The 15,819-nt window shown below is 69.1% G+C and carries 16 protein-coding genes and 1 pseudogene; 8 read left to right on the top strand and 9 right to left on the bottom strand.

Annotated features, from left to right (window positions below; translation table 11 throughout):
* Positions 1–464 precede the first annotated feature (464 nt).
* Both recX and ACFXKA_RS19690 read left to right on the top strand, forming a co-directional pair.
* A pseudogene (gene recX / locus ACFXKA_RS19695) lies at positions 465–929 on the top strand (recombination regulator RecX); the annotation flags it as partial.
* Positions 921–1,589: a hypothetical protein gene (locus tag ACFXKA_RS19690; RefSeq protein WP_379428440.1), complete on the top strand. Its 669-nt coding sequence runs from the start codon at positions 921–923 to the stop codon at positions 1,587–1,589. The pseudogene recX and the gene ACFXKA_RS19690, both read left to right, overlap by 9 nt.
* 43 nt (positions 1,590–1,632) lie before the next feature.
* Here ACFXKA_RS19690 and ACFXKA_RS19685 read toward each other — a convergent pair whose 3' ends face one another.
* The 6 genes from ACFXKA_RS19685 to ACFXKA_RS19660 form a co-directional block, all read right to left on the bottom strand.
* On the bottom strand, positions 1,633–2,166 hold the full coding sequence (locus ACFXKA_RS19685; protein ID WP_354839610.1) for a DoxX family protein: 534 nt from the start codon (positions 2,164–2,166) through the stop codon (positions 1,633–1,635).
* Between the two features lie 272 nt (positions 2,167–2,438).
* On the bottom strand, positions 2,439–2,714 hold the full coding sequence (locus ACFXKA_RS19680; RefSeq protein ID WP_354839613.1) for a hypothetical protein: 276 nt from the start codon (positions 2,712–2,714) through the stop codon (positions 2,439–2,441).
* 109 nt (positions 2,715–2,823) lie between these two features.
* Positions 2,824–3,750 carry an amino acid ABC transporter permease gene (locus ACFXKA_RS19675; protein WP_379428312.1) on the bottom strand — a complete coding sequence of 309 codons (927 nt, stop codon included), beginning with the start codon at positions 3,748–3,750 and terminating at the stop codon, positions 2,824–2,826.
* Positions 3,747–4,427, bottom strand: coding sequence for an amino acid ABC transporter permease (locus ACFXKA_RS19670; RefSeq protein WP_379428311.1), 681 nt, complete (start codon positions 4,425–4,427; stop codon positions 3,747–3,749). The genes ACFXKA_RS19675 and ACFXKA_RS19670 overlap by 4 nt, the downstream gene beginning before the upstream one ends.
* Positions 4,428–4,508: 81 nt before the next feature.
* Positions 4,509–5,342 carry a glutamate ABC transporter substrate-binding protein gene (locus tag ACFXKA_RS19665; RefSeq protein WP_354839620.1) on the bottom strand — a complete coding sequence of 278 codons (834 nt, stop codon included), beginning with the start codon at positions 5,340–5,342 and terminating at the stop codon, positions 4,509–4,511.
* 51 nt (positions 5,343–5,393) lie between these two features.
* Positions 5,394–6,122, bottom strand: a complete 729-nt coding sequence (locus tag ACFXKA_RS19660; RefSeq protein ID WP_354839740.1) for an amino acid ABC transporter ATP-binding protein — start codon at positions 6,120–6,122, stop codon at positions 5,394–5,396.
* Positions 6,123–6,411: 289 nt separating this feature from the next.
* Here ACFXKA_RS19660 and miaB point away from each other — a divergent pair, with 289 nt between their 5' ends.
* Both miaB and ACFXKA_RS19650 read left to right on the top strand, forming a co-directional pair.
* Positions 6,412–7,938 carry a tRNA (N6-isopentenyl adenosine(37)-C2)-methylthiotransferase MiaB gene (miaB, locus tag ACFXKA_RS19655; RefSeq protein ID WP_379428310.1) on the top strand — a complete coding sequence of 509 codons (1,527 nt, stop codon included), beginning with the start codon at positions 6,412–6,414 and terminating at the stop codon, positions 7,936–7,938.
* A 314-nt stretch (positions 7,939–8,252) separates the two neighbouring features.
* On the top strand, positions 8,253–8,834 hold the full coding sequence (locus tag ACFXKA_RS19650) for a hypothetical protein (RefSeq protein ID WP_354839743.1): 582 nt from the start codon (positions 8,253–8,255) through the stop codon (positions 8,832–8,834).
* A 69-nt stretch (positions 8,835–8,903) separates the two neighbouring features.
* On the opposite strand, the gene ACFXKA_RS19645 is transcribed toward ACFXKA_RS19650, so the two are convergent.
* Positions 8,904–10,334, bottom strand: coding sequence for an MFS transporter (locus ACFXKA_RS19645; RefSeq protein WP_379428309.1), 1,431 nt, complete (start codon positions 10,332–10,334; stop codon positions 8,904–8,906).
* A gap of 95 nt (positions 10,335–10,429) precedes the next feature.
* On the opposite strand from ACFXKA_RS19645, the gene ACFXKA_RS19640 reads away from it, so the two are divergent.
* On the top strand, positions 10,430–11,443 hold the full coding sequence (locus ACFXKA_RS19640) for a GlxA family transcriptional regulator (protein ID WP_379428308.1): 1,014 nt from the start codon (positions 10,430–10,432) through the stop codon (positions 11,441–11,443).
* On the opposite strand, the gene ACFXKA_RS19635 is transcribed toward ACFXKA_RS19640, so the two are convergent.
* Positions 11,436–11,594 (bottom strand): hypothetical protein, encoded by a 159-nt coding sequence (locus ACFXKA_RS19635; protein WP_379428307.1) that lies wholly within the window; start codon positions 11,592–11,594, stop codon positions 11,436–11,438. The two genes, ACFXKA_RS19640 and ACFXKA_RS19635, sit on opposite strands and share 8 nt — an antisense overlap.
* A gap of 74 nt (positions 11,595–11,668) precedes the next feature.
* The gene (locus ACFXKA_RS19630) at positions 11,669–13,114 is read right to left on the bottom strand and encodes a DUF349 domain-containing protein (protein ID WP_379428306.1); all 1,446 of its coding nucleotides are present in this window, start codon (positions 13,112–13,114) and stop codon (positions 11,669–11,671) included.
* A 174-nt stretch (positions 13,115–13,288) separates the two neighbouring features.
* Here ACFXKA_RS19630 and ACFXKA_RS19625 point away from each other — a divergent pair, with 174 nt between their 5' ends.
* The 3 genes from ACFXKA_RS19625 to ACFXKA_RS19615 are packed head-to-tail and all read left to right on the top strand — an operon-like array spanning position 13,289 to position 15,815.
* A complete protein-coding gene (locus tag ACFXKA_RS19625; RefSeq protein WP_379428305.1) occupies positions 13,289–14,077 on the top strand; it encodes a hypothetical protein in 789 nt (262 codons plus the stop codon).
* Positions 14,074–15,006 (top strand): tRNA (adenosine(37)-N6)-dimethylallyltransferase MiaA, encoded by a 933-nt coding sequence (gene miaA, locus ACFXKA_RS19620; RefSeq protein ID WP_379428304.1) that lies wholly within the window; start codon positions 14,074–14,076, stop codon positions 15,004–15,006. Before ACFXKA_RS19625 ends, miaA begins: the two co-directional genes overlap by 4 nt.
* Positions 15,003–15,815, top strand: a complete 813-nt coding sequence (locus ACFXKA_RS19615; protein WP_379428303.1) for a TrmH family RNA methyltransferase — start codon at positions 15,003–15,005, stop codon at positions 15,813–15,815. The genes miaA and ACFXKA_RS19615 overlap by 4 nt, the downstream gene beginning before the upstream one ends.
* Positions 15,816–15,819 lie beyond the last annotated feature (4 nt).

The following is a 15,819-nucleotide window of genomic DNA, read 5'->3' as shown; positions in this document are numbered from 1 at the left end:
CCGCGAAAGCGGCGCGGAGTGGGTCGAGTGCAGAGAAGCGCGGTCGTCGAAACACTCGCGGAACCGGCTCGACCTCGGTCGATCGGGTGTCTGCGGACTCCTATGACATGTCGGGTGAGCCGGGTGAGTTCTCGGCGCGGGGGAATCTGGGAGGCGGCGGGGGGCGTGGAGCGGATTTCTCGGAACGAAGTGGCGCGCAATCGGATCGGCGAGGTCGTCGGGACAGACGGCGACGTGGCGGGGATGAGTCGACCGGCGGGGACGAGCCGAGACGTGGGGATGAGTCGAGGCGTGGAAGCGAGTCGAGGGGTGACGACGACGGCGGTCATGGTAATTCGGCCGATGCCGGCTCGGAAGTCTCGGTTGATCGGGGGGATGAGTTCGGTCGGGGTGGGCGGCGGCGTGGACGTGGTCGTGGGCGTCCGGAATCCGGAGGGGAGCCGGGGGGATCGGTCGGTGCCGGGGGCGGCGGGACCGAGGCGCAGGCGAAGGACGTGTGCCTGCGGTTGCTGACCGATCGGGCTCGGAGCCGGGCCGAGTTGGCGGATCGGTTGGCGGATCGGGGTTTCACTGCTGCCGTGGCGAAGCGGGTGCTGGATCGGCTGACCGAGGTCGGGCTGATCGACGATGCGGCCTTCGCGCAGCAGTGGGTGCGGTCGCGGCACACCTACTCGGGTAAGGGCAAGAAGGTTCTCGCCGAGGAATTGCGACGCAAGGGCATTGCGCCGGAGGACGCCGAACCGGCGCTCGAGTCGGTGACCACCGAGGACGAGAATGCCCGCGCCGGGGAGCTGGTGCGCCGGAAGCTGACCACGCTGTCCCCCGACCTGGACCGCGACAAGGCGATCAGTCGTCTGGTCGCCATGCTGGCACGCCGCGGCTACACCCCGGGCACCGCCTATGCGGTGGTGACGGGCGAAATGGCCGCGCTCGTGACGCGACGTGCCCAGGAACAGCCACCCGATACCCGGTCCTCGTCCGCCCCCGCTCCGTCCGCCCCTGCAGCGCGTGCGAAGCCGACCTCATCCCGCCGCGAATTCGCCTCCGACGACACCGATTCCGCGGCCGAACTGGTCCGCGCCAAGCTCCGAACCCTGTCGCCCGGACTCGACCGCGACACGGCCACCCGCCGGTTGGTCGGCATGCTGGCGCGGCGCGGCTACAGTCCCGGCACCGCATATCAGGTGGTGACGGCGGAGTTCGCAGCGGTGGGTGCACTCCACGTGAACGCGCGGACCGACGCTCATCGCGAGCAGAATTCCGACGGCCAGGACGAGAACTCCGAAGGCGTGGCCTCATCGCCGCTGCGTCGCGCCAAGGCCGGGCCGCGTGGCAGCGCCGTGCTGGGCGGTCGCACCCTCAGCGAAAGCGACTCCGGAGAGACGACCTCAGAGGCCGACTCGCCAGCAGACGAGCAGAATCGTGCCGCCGAACTGGTGCGCGCCAAACTCCGCACCCTGCCACGGGACCTGGACCGCGACAAGGCCATCCGCCGTCTGGTCGGTCTCCTGGCCCGCCGCGGTTTCAGCCAATCCACCGCCTACTCGGTGGTGAAATCCGAACTGGCCGCCAATGAATTCGATGCCTGACTGTGCTCTCGGCCGGTCTCGACTCGATCTGAGAACTCGGCGCCTATCCCGACCACTTGATGACCAAGGTGATCACCGCGGCCACCACGGCGAGGGCGAGGGCGGCGGCGCCCCATAGGACGCCGTGGCGCGCCCATGGCCGGTTGTGGTCGAGGGAGAATCGGCCCGGTCCGGCGATCGCCAGCGTCAGCGCGGCCACGGCGAACAGCAGGGCACTCTCGTAGCCCATCAGCCCGTGAGGCCAGGTCACATTCATCGCGTTGATCATGGTGCCGATAGCGATCGCCGCGGCGAGCGGCGTGAACAGCCCGAGGAACAGCAGCGCGCCGCCGGTGAATTCACACAGTCCCGCCAGCGTGCCGAACACCTTGCCAGGGTGATACCCCATCTTCTCGAACCCAGCGGTGGTCTGGTGCCAGCCCGCGCCATTGAACCACCCGAACAGTTTCTGGCTGCCGTGCACGAACAACAACCCCCCGAAGAACACCCGTAACACCAGCAGCCCCACATCGACCCCAATGGAATCGATATTCTTGCCCGGATCCTTGACGTTGCTATCGGTGACGTTGGTGGTCATGACGTCCCACTTCGTGTGATGAAGCCGGTTGATGAAACAACTGTCTTCCCGTCCCACCGAGGAATACGCGCCGGCCCCAGAACCGGTTCAATCGGCCCCCCACGACCGAGTATCCGAGCCGAATCGACAGCCCCGTACTCACGTCCTCACACATGTGGTCACTGTGACCTGAAACCACCACGAAGCACGGCTACGGACATGAGAGTCATACGAGGGCGAGAACAACTGGATTCGGGATCGCGTCGCGCTCGAGGATGCCGTACGGACAGCCTTCAGTGCAGGACGCCGCCTGGGCGGCGGGTGGAGAGGGCGCGGCGGGTGTGGCGGTGGTTGGTGTGGCGGAGGGTGCGGGGGGTGGCCATGTGGGGTGCGGAGGGGTGGGGTGGTTTGTCGCGGCGGGAGGCCAGGAGGCGGCCCGCGGCCTCGTGGACGGCGAGCGCGCCGATGACGGCGGCGAAGGCGGTGAGGCCGGCGAGGAGGGGGGTGACGATGGTGGTCAGGAACAGCCCGAAGACGAATTCTCTTCGAGCGCTGTCGTCTTCGTTCATGAAGACCAGTATGCGAGCTGGACGGAGCAATTGTCCCCGGGTCGGCTGAGCATTCCCGGAATGCCCGGTCCCGGTTCGGGAGGCACGGCTCCCGAACCGGGGTCCGAGGTCAGTTCCCCGACCTGGCGTCGCCGATCACGCCGGGCGCGGACTGGTCCGCGATGAGGACATCCATGCCCGGGGGAGCGGTGACGGTGCCGGCCGCGAGCACGGCCCGGGAGCCGCGCTTGCGGGTGCGCAGCCACTTCTCGACCCGGGTGGCGACCACGGTCAGCGCGTAGTTGATGACGATCATGATGATGGCCACCACGATCAGCGACGGGATCGGATTCTTTTCCGCCGCACCGAGCTGCGTGCCTCTGCGCACGATTTCCAGATAGGTGATCTGGTAGGCCAGCGCGGAGTCCTTCAGCGCCACCACCATCTGCGAGATGAGCGCCGGCAGCATGGCGGTGACGGCCTGCGGCAGCAGAATCGTCACCATCACCTGGGTTTTGCGCATGCCCAGGGCGACGGCGGCCTCGGTCTGTCCCCGGGGCAGCGCCCGGATGCCCGAGCGCACGATCTCGGCGATGACCGATCCGTTGTAGATGGTCAGCGCCGCCACCGCGGCCGCGAGCGCCAGCTGGTCGGAGGGGAAGACGTTCTGCTGGGCGAACAGGGTGAACAGGAACAGCATCAGGATCAGCACGGGTATGGCCCGCGAGATCTCCACCACCACACCGGCGAACCAGCGCACCGCGCGATGGTCCGACAGTCGCAGAATGCCGAACACCATTCCGAGGACCAGCGCCAGCACGATCGACAGCGCCGCCGCCTCGAGGGTGCCGCGCAGACCCGGCAGGAGGTAGGTGCGCCAGGTATCACCCTCGGTGAAGGGCTTCCACTTGTCGGCGGTGAACTGACCCTTGTCGGCCAGCCCGTGATAGACGAACCAGACCGCCGCCACCGCGGCCGCGATGACGACGACCGAGTAGACGCGGTAGCGCAGGCGCGCGCGGGGTCCCGGCGCGTCGTAGAGCACGGACGCGGTCATCGCGCTACCTCGAATCGCTTGGCCAGCCAACCGAAGAACAGACCGGTCGGCAATGTCAGGATCACGAACCCGAGCGCGAAGATGGCGCCGACACTCAGCGGCGCCGCCTCGTTCTCGTTCATCTCCGACATGAGCAGCGCGGCCTCACCGACGCCGATGGCCGAGGCGATGGTCGAGTTCTTGGTCAGGGCGATGAACACACTGCCCAGCGGTGCGATGACCGCCCGGAACGCCTGCGGCAGCACCACGAGCCGCAAATTCTGCACGAAGGTGAGCCCCAGCGAACGCCCCGCCTCCGACTGCCCGAACGGCACCGTATTGATGCCCGCCCGCAGCGACTCGCACACGAAAGCCGCTGTGTAGACGCTCAATCCGACAATGGCGAAGCGAAAACTGTTCTCCGCGATGCTGTTCGGCCCCTCGGCCGCCAGTCGCCACCCGAGGGTCTGGTACAGGCCCAGCGAGCAGAACACGATGATCAGCGTGAGCGGCGTATTGCGAATGATGTTGACGTACAACGCGCCGATCCAGCGTGCGATCGGAATCGGCGACACCCGCATGGCCGCCACGATGGTGCCGAGAATCAGCGCGAAGAACGCCGAATACAGCGTCAGTTTGATCGTCACCCAGAACGCGTCGAGCAGTTTGGTGTGATAGTTGGAGATCAAGTCGAACACGACTGCCCCATTCCTCCGATCGGAAGACGAAGCACGCCGGGTGATTTCGCGAGACGTGAAATCACCTGGCGTGCCCGCGAATCAGTACCGGTCGACCTTGGGCGGTTCCGGGATCTGGAAGCCGGTGCTGCCGAATTCCTTCTCCAGCGCCGCCTTCCACGCGCCGGAGGTGATCATGGCGTCGATGGCGTCGTTGATCTTGCCGCGCGATTCGGTATCGCCCTTCTTCACGCCGATGCCGTAGTTCTCGACGGAGAAGGTCTTGCCGACCACCTTCAGCGCGCCCGGCGACTGCGCCGCGTAACCGCGCAGGATGATGTCATCGGTGGTGACCGCGTCCACCGCGCCCGACTTCAGCGCCTCCACGCACAGCGAGTAGGTGTCGTACTCCTGCAGCTGAACTTCCTTGGCGTACTTGTCCTTCACGTTCTGTGCCGGGGTGGAGCCCTTGACCGAGCACAGTTTCTTGTTGCCGGTCAGCGATTCCGGCCCGGTGACGTCGGTGTTGTCCGACCGCACCAGCAGCGACTGCCCGGTCACGAAGTACGGGCCCGCGAAGTCGACCTTCTGCTTGCGGGCGTCGGTGATGGAGTAGGTGGCGACGATGAAGTCGACCTGCCCGTTCTGGATCAGCGTCTCGCGCTGCGCCGACGGCGATTCCTTGAAGGTGATGTTCTCCGGCTTCACGCCCATCTTGTCGGCCACGTACTTGGCGACGTCGACGTCGAAACCGCTGTAGCTGCCGTCCTTGTTGAGCAGTCCCAGGCCCGGCTGGTCGAACTTGATGCCGATGGTGAGTTTGCCGTCGGCCGCGTGCTGGCTGGCGGTCTTGTTGCTGCCGCCGCCGCAGGCGGTGACGGCGAGCGCCAGGGCAGCCACTCCGGCGGCGATCCGGATTGCGTGGTTGATCCTCATCGAACGTCCTGTTCTCTCGTGGAGTGCGGGAGTGTTCCCTAGGGGGTGGAGTCAGTGGGAGAGGATCTTGCCCAGGAAGTCCCTGGCGCGATCCGATTTCGGTGCGGTGAAGAAGGATTCGGGCTCGGTGTCCTCGACGATCTGGCCGTCGGCCATGAACAGCACCCGATTGCCCGCGCGCCGCGCGAAGCCCATCTCGTGGGTGACGACGAGCATGGTCATGCCCTCCTTGGCCAGCCCGACCATGACCTCGAGCACCTCGGACACCATCTCCGGGTCGAGCGCGGAGGTCGGCTCGTCGAACAGCATCACCTTGGGGTTCATGGCCAGCGCCCGCGCGATGGCCACACGCTGCTGCTGACCGCCCGACAGCTGCGCCGGATACTTGTCGGCCTGATTGGCGATGCCCACCCGGTCGAGTAGTTCCAGTGCCCGGGCGCGCGCCTGAGTCTTGTCGACGCGCCGCACCTTCACCGGCGCCAGCATCACGTTCTCGAGAATTGTCTTGTGCGCGAACAGGTTGAACTGCTGGAACACCATCCCCACATCGGCGCGCAGCTTCGCGAGGGCCTTGCCCTCGTCGGGCAGTTTCACGCCGTCGACGGCGATCTCACCGGAGTCGATGGTCTCGAGCCGGTTGATGGTTCGGCACAGGGTCGACTTGCCGGAGCCGGAGGGCCCCACCACGATCACGACCTGCCCTTTGGGCACTTCGAGATTGATGTCACGCAACACGTGCAGCGAGCCGAAGTGCTTGTCCACATTCCGCATCGAGATCATCGGCGCGGGAGTGCTGATGGAATCGGCCACGTCGGTCATGACCAGTGACCCTAATCATGTCCTGCCCGAAATGCTCGTCTTTGCCGGGGCGGCTCGAACTGTGGCAGGACTCGACACCCCCGCGTAACCAGCGATTGATGCTGCTGAGACCACCATCGCCCGGTCGGACGATGATTCGCCGACAATTCCACGACCATCCGCCGGTCCCTCACCCGTCCGCCGCGAGACCCGGGTCACCCGGCGCGGACGGGGTTTACGGCCTGCGCCGGGCACCTATTACCCTGGTTGGGTGAATTCCCCGGCCCGGACCTACGAGGTACGCACTTACGGCTGCCAGATGAACGTGCACGACTCCGAGCGGCTCTCGGGTCTGCTCGAGGACGCCGGTTACGTCAAGGCCGTGGCCGGTGATACCGCTGACCTGGTCGTCTTCAATACCTGCGCGGTGCGCGAGAACGCCGACAACAAGCTGTACGGCACCCTCGGACACCTCGCGCCCATCAAGGCCGGCCGCCCGGGCATGCAGATCGCCGTCGGCGGCTGCCTGGCGCAGAAGGACCGCGACACCGTGGTCAAGAAGGCGCCCTGGGTGGATGTGGTGTTCGGCACCCACAACATCGGCTCGCTGCCGGTGCTGCTGGAGCGGGCCCGCCACAACGAGCAGGCCCAGGTCGAGATCATCGAATCGCTGGAGGCGTTCCCGTCGACGCTGCCCGCCAAGCGCGAGTCCGCGTACGCGGGCTGGGTGTCGATCTCGGTGGGCTGCAACAACACCTGCACGTTCTGCATCGTCCCGGCGTTGCGCGGCAAGGAGGTCGACCGGCGTCCGGGCGACGTGCTCGCCGAGGTGCAGGCACTGGTCGAGCAGGGCGTGCTCGAGGTGACGCTGCTGGGTCAGAACGTCAACTCCTACGGCGTCTCCTTCGCCGATCCGGAGGAGCCCCGCGACCGTGGCGCCTTCGCGAAACTGCTGCGCGCCGCCGGAAACATCGAGGGCCTCGAGCGGGTGCGCTTCACCTCCCCGCACCCGGCCGAGTTCACCGACGACGTCATCGAGGCGATGGCCGAGACGCCGAATGTCTGCCCGCAGCTGCACATGCCGCTGCAGTCCGGTTCGGACCGCGTGCTCAAGGCCATGCGCCGCTCGTACCGCAGCGCCAAGTTCCTCGGCATCATCGAGAAGGTGCGCGCGGCCATGCCGCACGCCGCCATCACCACCGACATCATCGTCGGCTTCCCGGGCGAGACCGAGGAGGACTTCCAGGCCACCCTGGATGTGGTGCGGCAGGCGCGTTTCACCAGCGCCTTCACCTTCCAGTACTCCATCCGGCCCGGCACGCCCGCGGCGACCATGCCCGATCAGCTGCCGAAGGAGGTCGTGCAGGAACGCTACGACCGGCTCATCGCGCTGCAGGAGCAGATTTCGCTGGAGGGCAATCAGGCGCTGATCGGCTCGACCGTCGAGCTGCTGGTCGCCGAGGGCGCGGGCAAGAAGAACGACAAGACCGCGCGCATGTCCGGTCGCGCCCGCGACGGCCGGCTCGTGCACTTCCGCCCGCCGGTGGATCCGGCTCCCGGCAACGAGATTCGGCCCGGCGATGTGATCACCGTCGATGTCACCGGTGCGGCGCCGCACTACCTGATCGCCGACGGCGAGGTGCTCACCCACCGCCGCACCCGTGCCGGGGACGCGCACGAGCGTGGCGTCACCCCCAAGACCGCGCCGATCGGCGTCGGCCTGGGCCTGCCGCGCATCGGCGCGCCGGTCGTGGTGGAGACCGCGGCCGCGGGCTGCGGCCCGGCCTGCGGCGAGTAGTCCGGCCCGCGGCACGGGCCGGTCGGCGCCACCTCGCGCGGCGAATGGTGGGGTCGCTGTCAACTACACAGCGTCATAGGGCAGGATCGCTGGGGTACGTGCGAGGGATCGACCCGTCACGGGTACTCCTGGCACACCGCCTGACCACATCCCCGGCGCGGGAGCGCTAGCCGTCAGCAAGGATCTCGAGTGGTATGACCGAGCAGCAGCCCACCGGCCCGGACGAGCCTCGTGACCGGCCGGAGCATCCGGAAGACGAAGCAGCACAATCGGAACCGGCGTCGGAACCGACGCCCGAGGCGAACGAGGAGAGCATGCAGGCCGCCGAGAACAGTCAGGACTTCGAGCAGTTCCGCGCGGACCTCGAGGCCGTCGAACGCAAGATCGCCGGCGAGATCGACCCGGGCGTGCGCGCCATGGTCGTGGCCGGTTCGGTGTTCGTGCTGCTCGCCTCGCTGGTGCTGCCGCACGCGGGCAAGACCCGCGGCTTCGACGTGCTGCTGTACGACACGGTCGCCCAGGCCGACCACATCGGCCTGCCCTCGCGGGTCTTCGTCTGGTTCGTCGTCGTGTTCGGCATCGGGTTCTCGGTGCTGGCGCTCATCACCCGCCGCTGGCTGCTGGCCTGGATCGCGGTCGCGGGGTCGGCCATCGGCAGCGTGTTCGGCGTGCTGTCCATCTGGCACCGCCAGACCCCGGGCCTCGGCAACTACCACGGTGCGGGCCCGGGCATCGGCCTGATCGTGGCCACCATCGCCATCGTCGTGCTGACCTTCCACTGGGTCCGGGTGGTGTGGGCGCGCACCTCCGTGCAGCTGGCCGCCGAGGAACAGCGCCGCCTGGCCGAGGCCAAGGCCGAGGAACAGCAGCGCCGCCGGCTCTTCGGCGAGGACTGAGCAACCGATCCAGGCCCGGTGGCAACCGAATGCGGTTGCCACCGGGCCTTTTTCGTACCGCGGGCGAGGTCAGACGGCGGCGCGGTCGGGGCGGTAGGCGAGGCCGGCGACCATGGCGGCCAGGCCCGCCGCCACCATGTAGAGCCAGCCCGCGCGGAACTCGGTCATGGTGCGGTGGGCGGCGTCGCCGAGGATGGCGGTCAGGATGGCGACGCCGAGGGCGGAACTGGTCTGGCGGGCCATCATCAGGGTGCCGGAGCCGAGCGAGATCTGGTCGGCGGGCAGCAGGGTCGAGGCGCCGAACAACGGCGGTTGCAGCAGCGCGGTGCTGGCCCCGGCCAGGATCGCGCCCGGAACCATCACCACCGCATAGGAATTCGAGAAGCCGCTGGCCAGCACCCACCAGGCGCAGCCCAGTGCGATGGCCGCCCCGCCCAGCGCCGCCGAGGCGCGCGCCCCGACCAGCGCGACGAAGCGACCGGACAGCGGCGACAGCAGCAGGCAGCTGATCGGCATGGCCGCCACGCCCAGGCTGGCGCGCAGGGTCGAATACCGCCACTCCTCGGTCATGAACAGCATGGCCTCCAGGACCATGGCGGCGAAGGCCAGGTAGTAGCAGAAGACGCCGAGGGTGGCGGTGCGGAACAGGCGGTGCCGCAACACGATCGGGCTCACCACCGGGTCCGGGTGGCGGCGGACGTGGCGGACGAACAGGGCTGTCAGGGCGAGGGCGGCGACCAGGCAGCCCAGGGTGCCCGGGGCGGTGTAGCCCCAGTCGGTGGCCTGTACGAACACCGTGGTGAAGGCGGCGGTGGCCCCGAGGATCAGCGCCGCGCCCAGCAGGTCCAGCCGCCGGTTGGCGCGCTGCTGGATATCGGGCAGCACGCGCAGCCCGAAGGCGAAGGCCACCACCGTGAACGGCACGTTCAGCAGGAAGATCCAGCGCCAGCCGGCCTGCAGCAGCAATCCGCCGATGACCGGGCCGCTCGCGCCGCCCGCCGCGGCGATCGCGGTCCAGATGCCCATGACCGTGGCGTGCTCGCGTTTCGGGAACACCGGCAGCACCAGGCCGAGCCCGGTCGGGATGAGCAGGGCGGCGGCAGCGGCCTGCAGCACGCGGGCCGCGATCAGGACGGCCAGGTTCGGGGCGAGTCCGCAGGCGATGGACGCCAGCCCGAAAAGCGCTATGCCGAGCAGGAATCCGCGTTTGCGGCCGGTGTCGTCGGCGAATCGCCCGGCCGGAACCAGCAGGGCGGCCATGACGATGGTGTACGCGTTCAACGTCCAGGACACCGCGCCGGTCGACGCGTGGCCGAAGGACTGCTGCAGCGCCGGGAAGGCGACGATGACCGCGAACAGATCCAGGATGGCCAGGTACTGGGCGATCGCGGCAATCGCCAGCACCCGCCATCGGCGCGGGTCGGGAGCCGTATCCGGGCGCGGGTCGGGAGCCGTATCCGGTTGGGGGAGTGCGGTTGTGGCGTCGGTCGTCGTGGTCATGCCTTCGACTATGCGAAGCGGCGGCACCATCCACGAGTGGCAGGAATGCCACACTGCGCTAGATTTCTGACACGCTGCGGCGTTAGATTCGAGCCATGGAATCGACCGGTCCCGGAATCCTGGCAGTCGCCGTCGCACCCGGCATGCCGATCTTCGAGGTGGCCATTCCTTACCAGGTCTTCTACGAGCCGCCCCTCGGCGTCGACCCCGCCGCCTGGTACGACTTCCAGCTCTGCGGCCCGCGCGACACCCAGCACGCCACGCTGCGAGATCCCTTCGTGGCCTTGACCGATCACGACTACGACGACCTGATCCGCGCCGACACCGTGATCGTCCCGTCCACCCCGAACGTCCGCGAGGACCCGCCCGCCGACCTGGTCGAGGCGGTCCGGGCCGCCTACCAGCGCGGCGCCCGCATCGCCTCCCTGTGCACCGGCGCCTTCGTGCTGGCCGCCGCGGGCCTGCTCGACGGCCGCCGCATGACCACCCACTGGCGGCACATCGCCGCCCTGCGCGAGCGCCACCCCCACCTCGACATCGACCCCGGCGTGCTCTACATCGACGACGGCCGCATCCTCACCAGCGCCGGCACCATGGCCGGCATGGACCTGTGCATCCACCTGATCCGCAAGGACCTCGGCTCCCGGGCCGCCAATGCCGCCGCCCGCTACCTGGTCGTGTCCCCGCACCGCGCCGGCGGCCAGGCCCAATACCTGCAGTCCCCGGTCCCCGCCCAGCCCGCCGACACCGGTCTCGCCAGCACCCTCGAATGGGCCCTCACCAACCTCGAACACCCCTTGACCGTCGCGGACCTCGCCGGCCATGCCAACCTCAGCGAGCGCACCCTGGCCCGCCGTTTCCACGCCGAACTCGGCGGCACCCCGCTCCAGTGGCTGCTCACCCAACGCCTGATCCGAGCCCGCGAACTCCTCGAACTCACCGACCTCCCCGTCGACGTGGTAGCCGCCCGCTGCGGCCTCGGCACCGCCGCCAACCTCCGCACCCACTTCAACCGCGAAGTAGGCCTCCCTCCGAGCGAATACCGCCGCTCCCACCGCCCCACCCGCCACGAGATCATCACCGAACCCGCGCCGGCCCAGCTCAACTGAAGCCCCGGTCGAGGACGGCCGTGCCGGCGCACCAATCATGGTCGGCCACAACCAGATCCGGCATCGGCTCGCCGGAGGGTGTTGAGGGCCGGTCGACGCGACCGGCCAGGCCGGTGGTCACCGGGTGCAGCTCTTCGCGACTCGGTGCCATGCACCGAGCCTGATCACGACCGCGGACCCGGGGTAGCTGATCGCCTGGGCCACAAGGGAACCCGGGCGATCAGCTCAGCGCTGGCTGACCGCGCCCTCGGCGGCCTCGGCCCATTCACGCCACTGCTTGGCCTGCTCCAGGGCTTTCTCGGCGTCGCGGGTCTTGCCCGCGGCCTGGGCCTTGGCAGCCTGTTCCTCGAACTGGGCGACGCGCTCGCGGAATTGGGCGGCGCGGGCCATGGCCTCGGGGTCGGTGCGGCGCCACTGGGCGTCGACGGCCTCGCGGACTTTCTTCTCGATGGCGCGCAGGCGCGATTCCAGATCGTGCATGCGCTCGCGCGGGACCTTGCCGATGGCGTCCCACTTCTCCTGCAGCTCGCGCAGGGCGCTGCGGGCGGCGTCCAGGTCGGCATCGGGGTTGATGTGCTCGTAGGCGTGCAGCAGTGCTTCCTTGGCGGACGCGTTCTCCTCGAACTCGTGGTCGCGTTCGCTGGCGGCGGCATTGCGGGCGGCGAAGAAGACGTCCTGCGCGGCCTTGAACCGGCGCCACAGCTGCTCGTCGGCCTCGCGCGGGGCGCGGCCGGCGGCCTTCCACTCGGTCAGCAGGTCGCGGAAGACGGCCGCGGTGCCGGACCAGTCGGTCGAACCCGACAGCTCCTCGGCGCGGACACAGAGCTCTTCCTTGCGGCCCTTGGCGGCGGCACGCTCCCGGTCGAGTTCGGCGAAGTGAGCGCCGCGGCGGCGGTTGAAGGCCTCGCGGGCTTTGGAGAAGCGCCGCCACAGCGCGTCGTCGACCTTGCGGTCCACGCCGCGAATGGTCTTCCACTCGTCCAGGATCTCCCGCAGGCGGTCGCCGGCGACCTTCCACTGGGTGGAGTCGTTGGCGATCTGCTCGGCCTCGGCGGCCAGGGCTTCTTTGCGCTCGGTTTGCTCGTGCCGGGTGCGTTCCTTCTCCTCCTTGGCGTGCGCGGCCGCCTCGTCGGAGTGTTCGATGATGGCCTGCAGCCGGGCCGTCAACCCATCGATATCGCCGATGACCGCGGCCGTCGGCAACGTTTCGGCAATCGCGGTGGCGGCGGCCTTGGTCTTGCGGGCATCGGTACCGGCGGCGAGCCGAGCCTCGAGCAAGGCGACCTCGGTGGCCAGATCGTCGTAGCGGCGGCCGAAGTGGGCCAGACCCTCGGCGGCGTCACCGGCCTGCCAGGAGCCGATGACACGTTCGCCGTCGGCGGTCTTGACCCAGGCGGTGCCGTCGTCGTCGACCCGTCCCCACTGGCTGGGGTCGCTCACGCTCGGTACGACGACCGGATGCGGATGGTGTGCCGCCGCGCCGGGCGTGGGCTTGACGGCATGGGGTTTGGGGGATTCGGGTTTGCGGCGCGGGCCCCCAGGGCGGGGTGCGGTGGCGGCCGCCGGTGATGGCTTGGCGCCCTCGCTCGGGGTGGGCATCGGCGCGCCGGGCTTGGGCGTCGGGGTCGACTCCGGGTGGGTAGCCTTCTCGTTTCCGTTGTTGTCGGTCATTGCTCCTCGTCCCTGCCGCGCGTCACGGCTGCCTGGTTACGCCCTAGCTCATCGGTCTAGCTCATCCCATTCAACCAGGCTGAGATGGGAAATGCTGTCTTTGAGCCCGCTTCGGCGGCGCGGCGATCGGTGGGGGTGGGGCTGGTGAGGTGCGTTAGCGCTACGGTTGTCGGCGTGTTCTGTGTTGCGTCACTGGTCCCTTCGCCGCCCGTGCTGGTGCCCGAACTCGGGGGCGCGGCCGGTGCGTCGGCCGAAGGAACGGTCGCGGAGCTGCGAGCTGCGGTGTTGCGGGCCGCGGGGGAGTTGGCGGCCCGCGCGTCGCGGTGGATCGTGGTCGGCGTGGCGGAGCCGGAGGAGGGTTCCGGCGGCGGCGATTCCGGCCGCGTGATCGGTTCCGATGCGGTGGGCACATTCCGGGGATACGGGGTGGACCTGCGTGTCGGTTTGTCTGGGGTGGTTGCCGAGCGTGTCGCGGACCCGATGCTGCCGCTGCCGGCTCTGATCGCGGGCTGGCTGCGCGAGCAGGTCGCGCCGGAGGTCACCGCCGAATGCCGTCTGATCTCGGCCGATGCCTCCGTGGACGAGAGCCTGACCTTCGGCCGGCAGCTGCGGGCCGACCTCGACGCCGAGCCGGAATCGATCGCCGTGCTGGTCGTCGGCGACGGCGCGGCAACCCTGTCGCTCAAGGCCCCCCGGTATCTGGACGAGCGCGCCGCGGGCGTGCAGGAGGCCATCGACCGGGCGCTGAACGCGGGGGACCGGCAGGCCCTGGCCGCCCTGGACACGCGCCTGTGCGCCGAGATCGAGGTGGCGGGCCGTCCCGCCTACCAGGTGCTGGCCGGGCTGTTCGCCACCGATCCCGCCGACCCCGACGTCGAAACCCTCTACGCCGCACACCCATTCGGCGTCGCCTACCACGTCAGCGTGTGGCGTCCGCGTGCGCGCGGCGGAGCCGTCACATGACCCGGCCCATCGCCGTGGTCGGCCCCACCGCCACCGGGAAATCCGATCTGGCCCTGGATCTGGCGCAGCGGCTCGACGGCGAGATCGTCAATATCGACGCCATGCAGCTCTACCGCGGCATGGACATCGGCACCGCCAAACTGCCGGTGTCCGAACGCCGCGGCATCCCGCACCACCAGCTCGACGTCCTCGACATCACCGAAACCGCCACCGTCGCCGCGTATCAGACGGCGGCCCGCGCCGATGTGGAGGCCATCATGGCGCGCGGGCGCACCCCGGTCATCGTCGGCGGCTCCATGATGTATGTCCAAGCGCTGCTGGATGATTGGGATTTCCCGGCCACCGACCCGGAGATCCGCGCCAAATGGGAGGCGGTACTGGCCGATCGCGGCACCGTCGCCGTGCACGAGGCATTGAAGCGGGCCGATCCCGTGGCCGCGCAGACCATCCTGCCCACCGACGGCCGCCGCATGGTGCGCGCGCTGGAGGTGGTGGAGCTGACCGGTGAGCCGTTCGCCGCCTCGGCGCCCCAGATCGGTGAACCACGGTGGGGGACGGTCATTATCGGCGTCGATCGCGACACGGCCGAATTGGATGCCCGCATCGAGGTGCGCACCGCGACCATGTTCGAGTCCGGTCTCGTCGAGGAGGTCGAGGGCCTCGTCGCGCTGGGCCTGCGCCACGGCCAAACCGCCCGGCGCGCCATCGGTTACGCGCAAGTCCTCGATTTCCTGGACAACGAATACGAGCTGACTGAAGCTCAGGAGCGCACCTTCATCGGCACCCGGCGCTATGTCCGGCGACAACGTTCGTGGTTCCGTCGAGATCAGCGGGTGCGATGGGTGGACGGCGCGGATCCCGCCTTGGCGGACACCGCGCTGGCCCTCGTCAACTCCTCACCGATGAGGGATGAACAGGAACCCCAGTGACGCGTCGCGCGAACACTCGCACCGCGGCGGTTCAGGTGTGGCAGGCCTACCTGACCACCCGTGCCGCCCGGATCCGGGACAATCGATTCCTGGTGCAGGGCATGCGGCCCATCAGCCGCGCCCTCGAATGCCGTTGGCCGCTGGAGACTCTCGTGTACCGGCTACCCGAGCCGTCGCCGTGGGCGCGGCAGGTGCTCGATTCCAGTGGCGTGCCCAGTGTCGGGCTGGTGCCGGAGGTGATGGCCGGGCTGGCCGAACCCGGTGAGCCGGTGCCGGAACTAGTGGCGGTGGCGGTGACCCAGCGGCCCGAGCTGGAGGATTTCGCGCCGGGCACGCCGGAGGATCCGGCCACCGTGGTGGTCATCGACCGGCCCGCGTCGGCGATCCGGCTGGGGGCGCTCATCCGTTCGGCGGCGGCGTTCGGGGTGGGCGGGGTGATCGTGACCGGTTCCGGCGTCGACCACTACGACCCGCAGAGCGTGCGCGCCTCCGACGGTGCGCTGTTCGCCGTCCCGGTGCTGCGCGCCTCGGGTCCGGCGCAGGTGGGCGCGTTCCGGGACCGGCAGCGGGCCCGCGGCGTCGCCACCCGTATCGTCGGCAGCGACGGCGGCGGCCTGGCCCTCGACGACGCCGAGTTCGACGGCGGCACCGTCCTGGTCCTCGGTGACGAGAGCGAATCGCTCGCCCCCGCCTGGCAGCAGGTGTGCGACGAGCTGATCTGCATCCCGACCGACGGCACCCTCGGCGCGCCCTCGGCGGCCGCGGTGGCCCTCTACGAAATATCCCGGCAGCGCCGGGCGCTACGGTGAGGAC

The organism is Nocardia sp. NPDC059228, assembly GCF_042754245.1.
GTDB lineage: Bacteria > Actinomycetota > Actinomycetes > Mycobacteriales > Mycobacteriaceae > Nocardia.
Note: the sequence above shows the minus strand (reverse complement) of the source record. Positions and strands in the feature narration are given on the sequence as shown.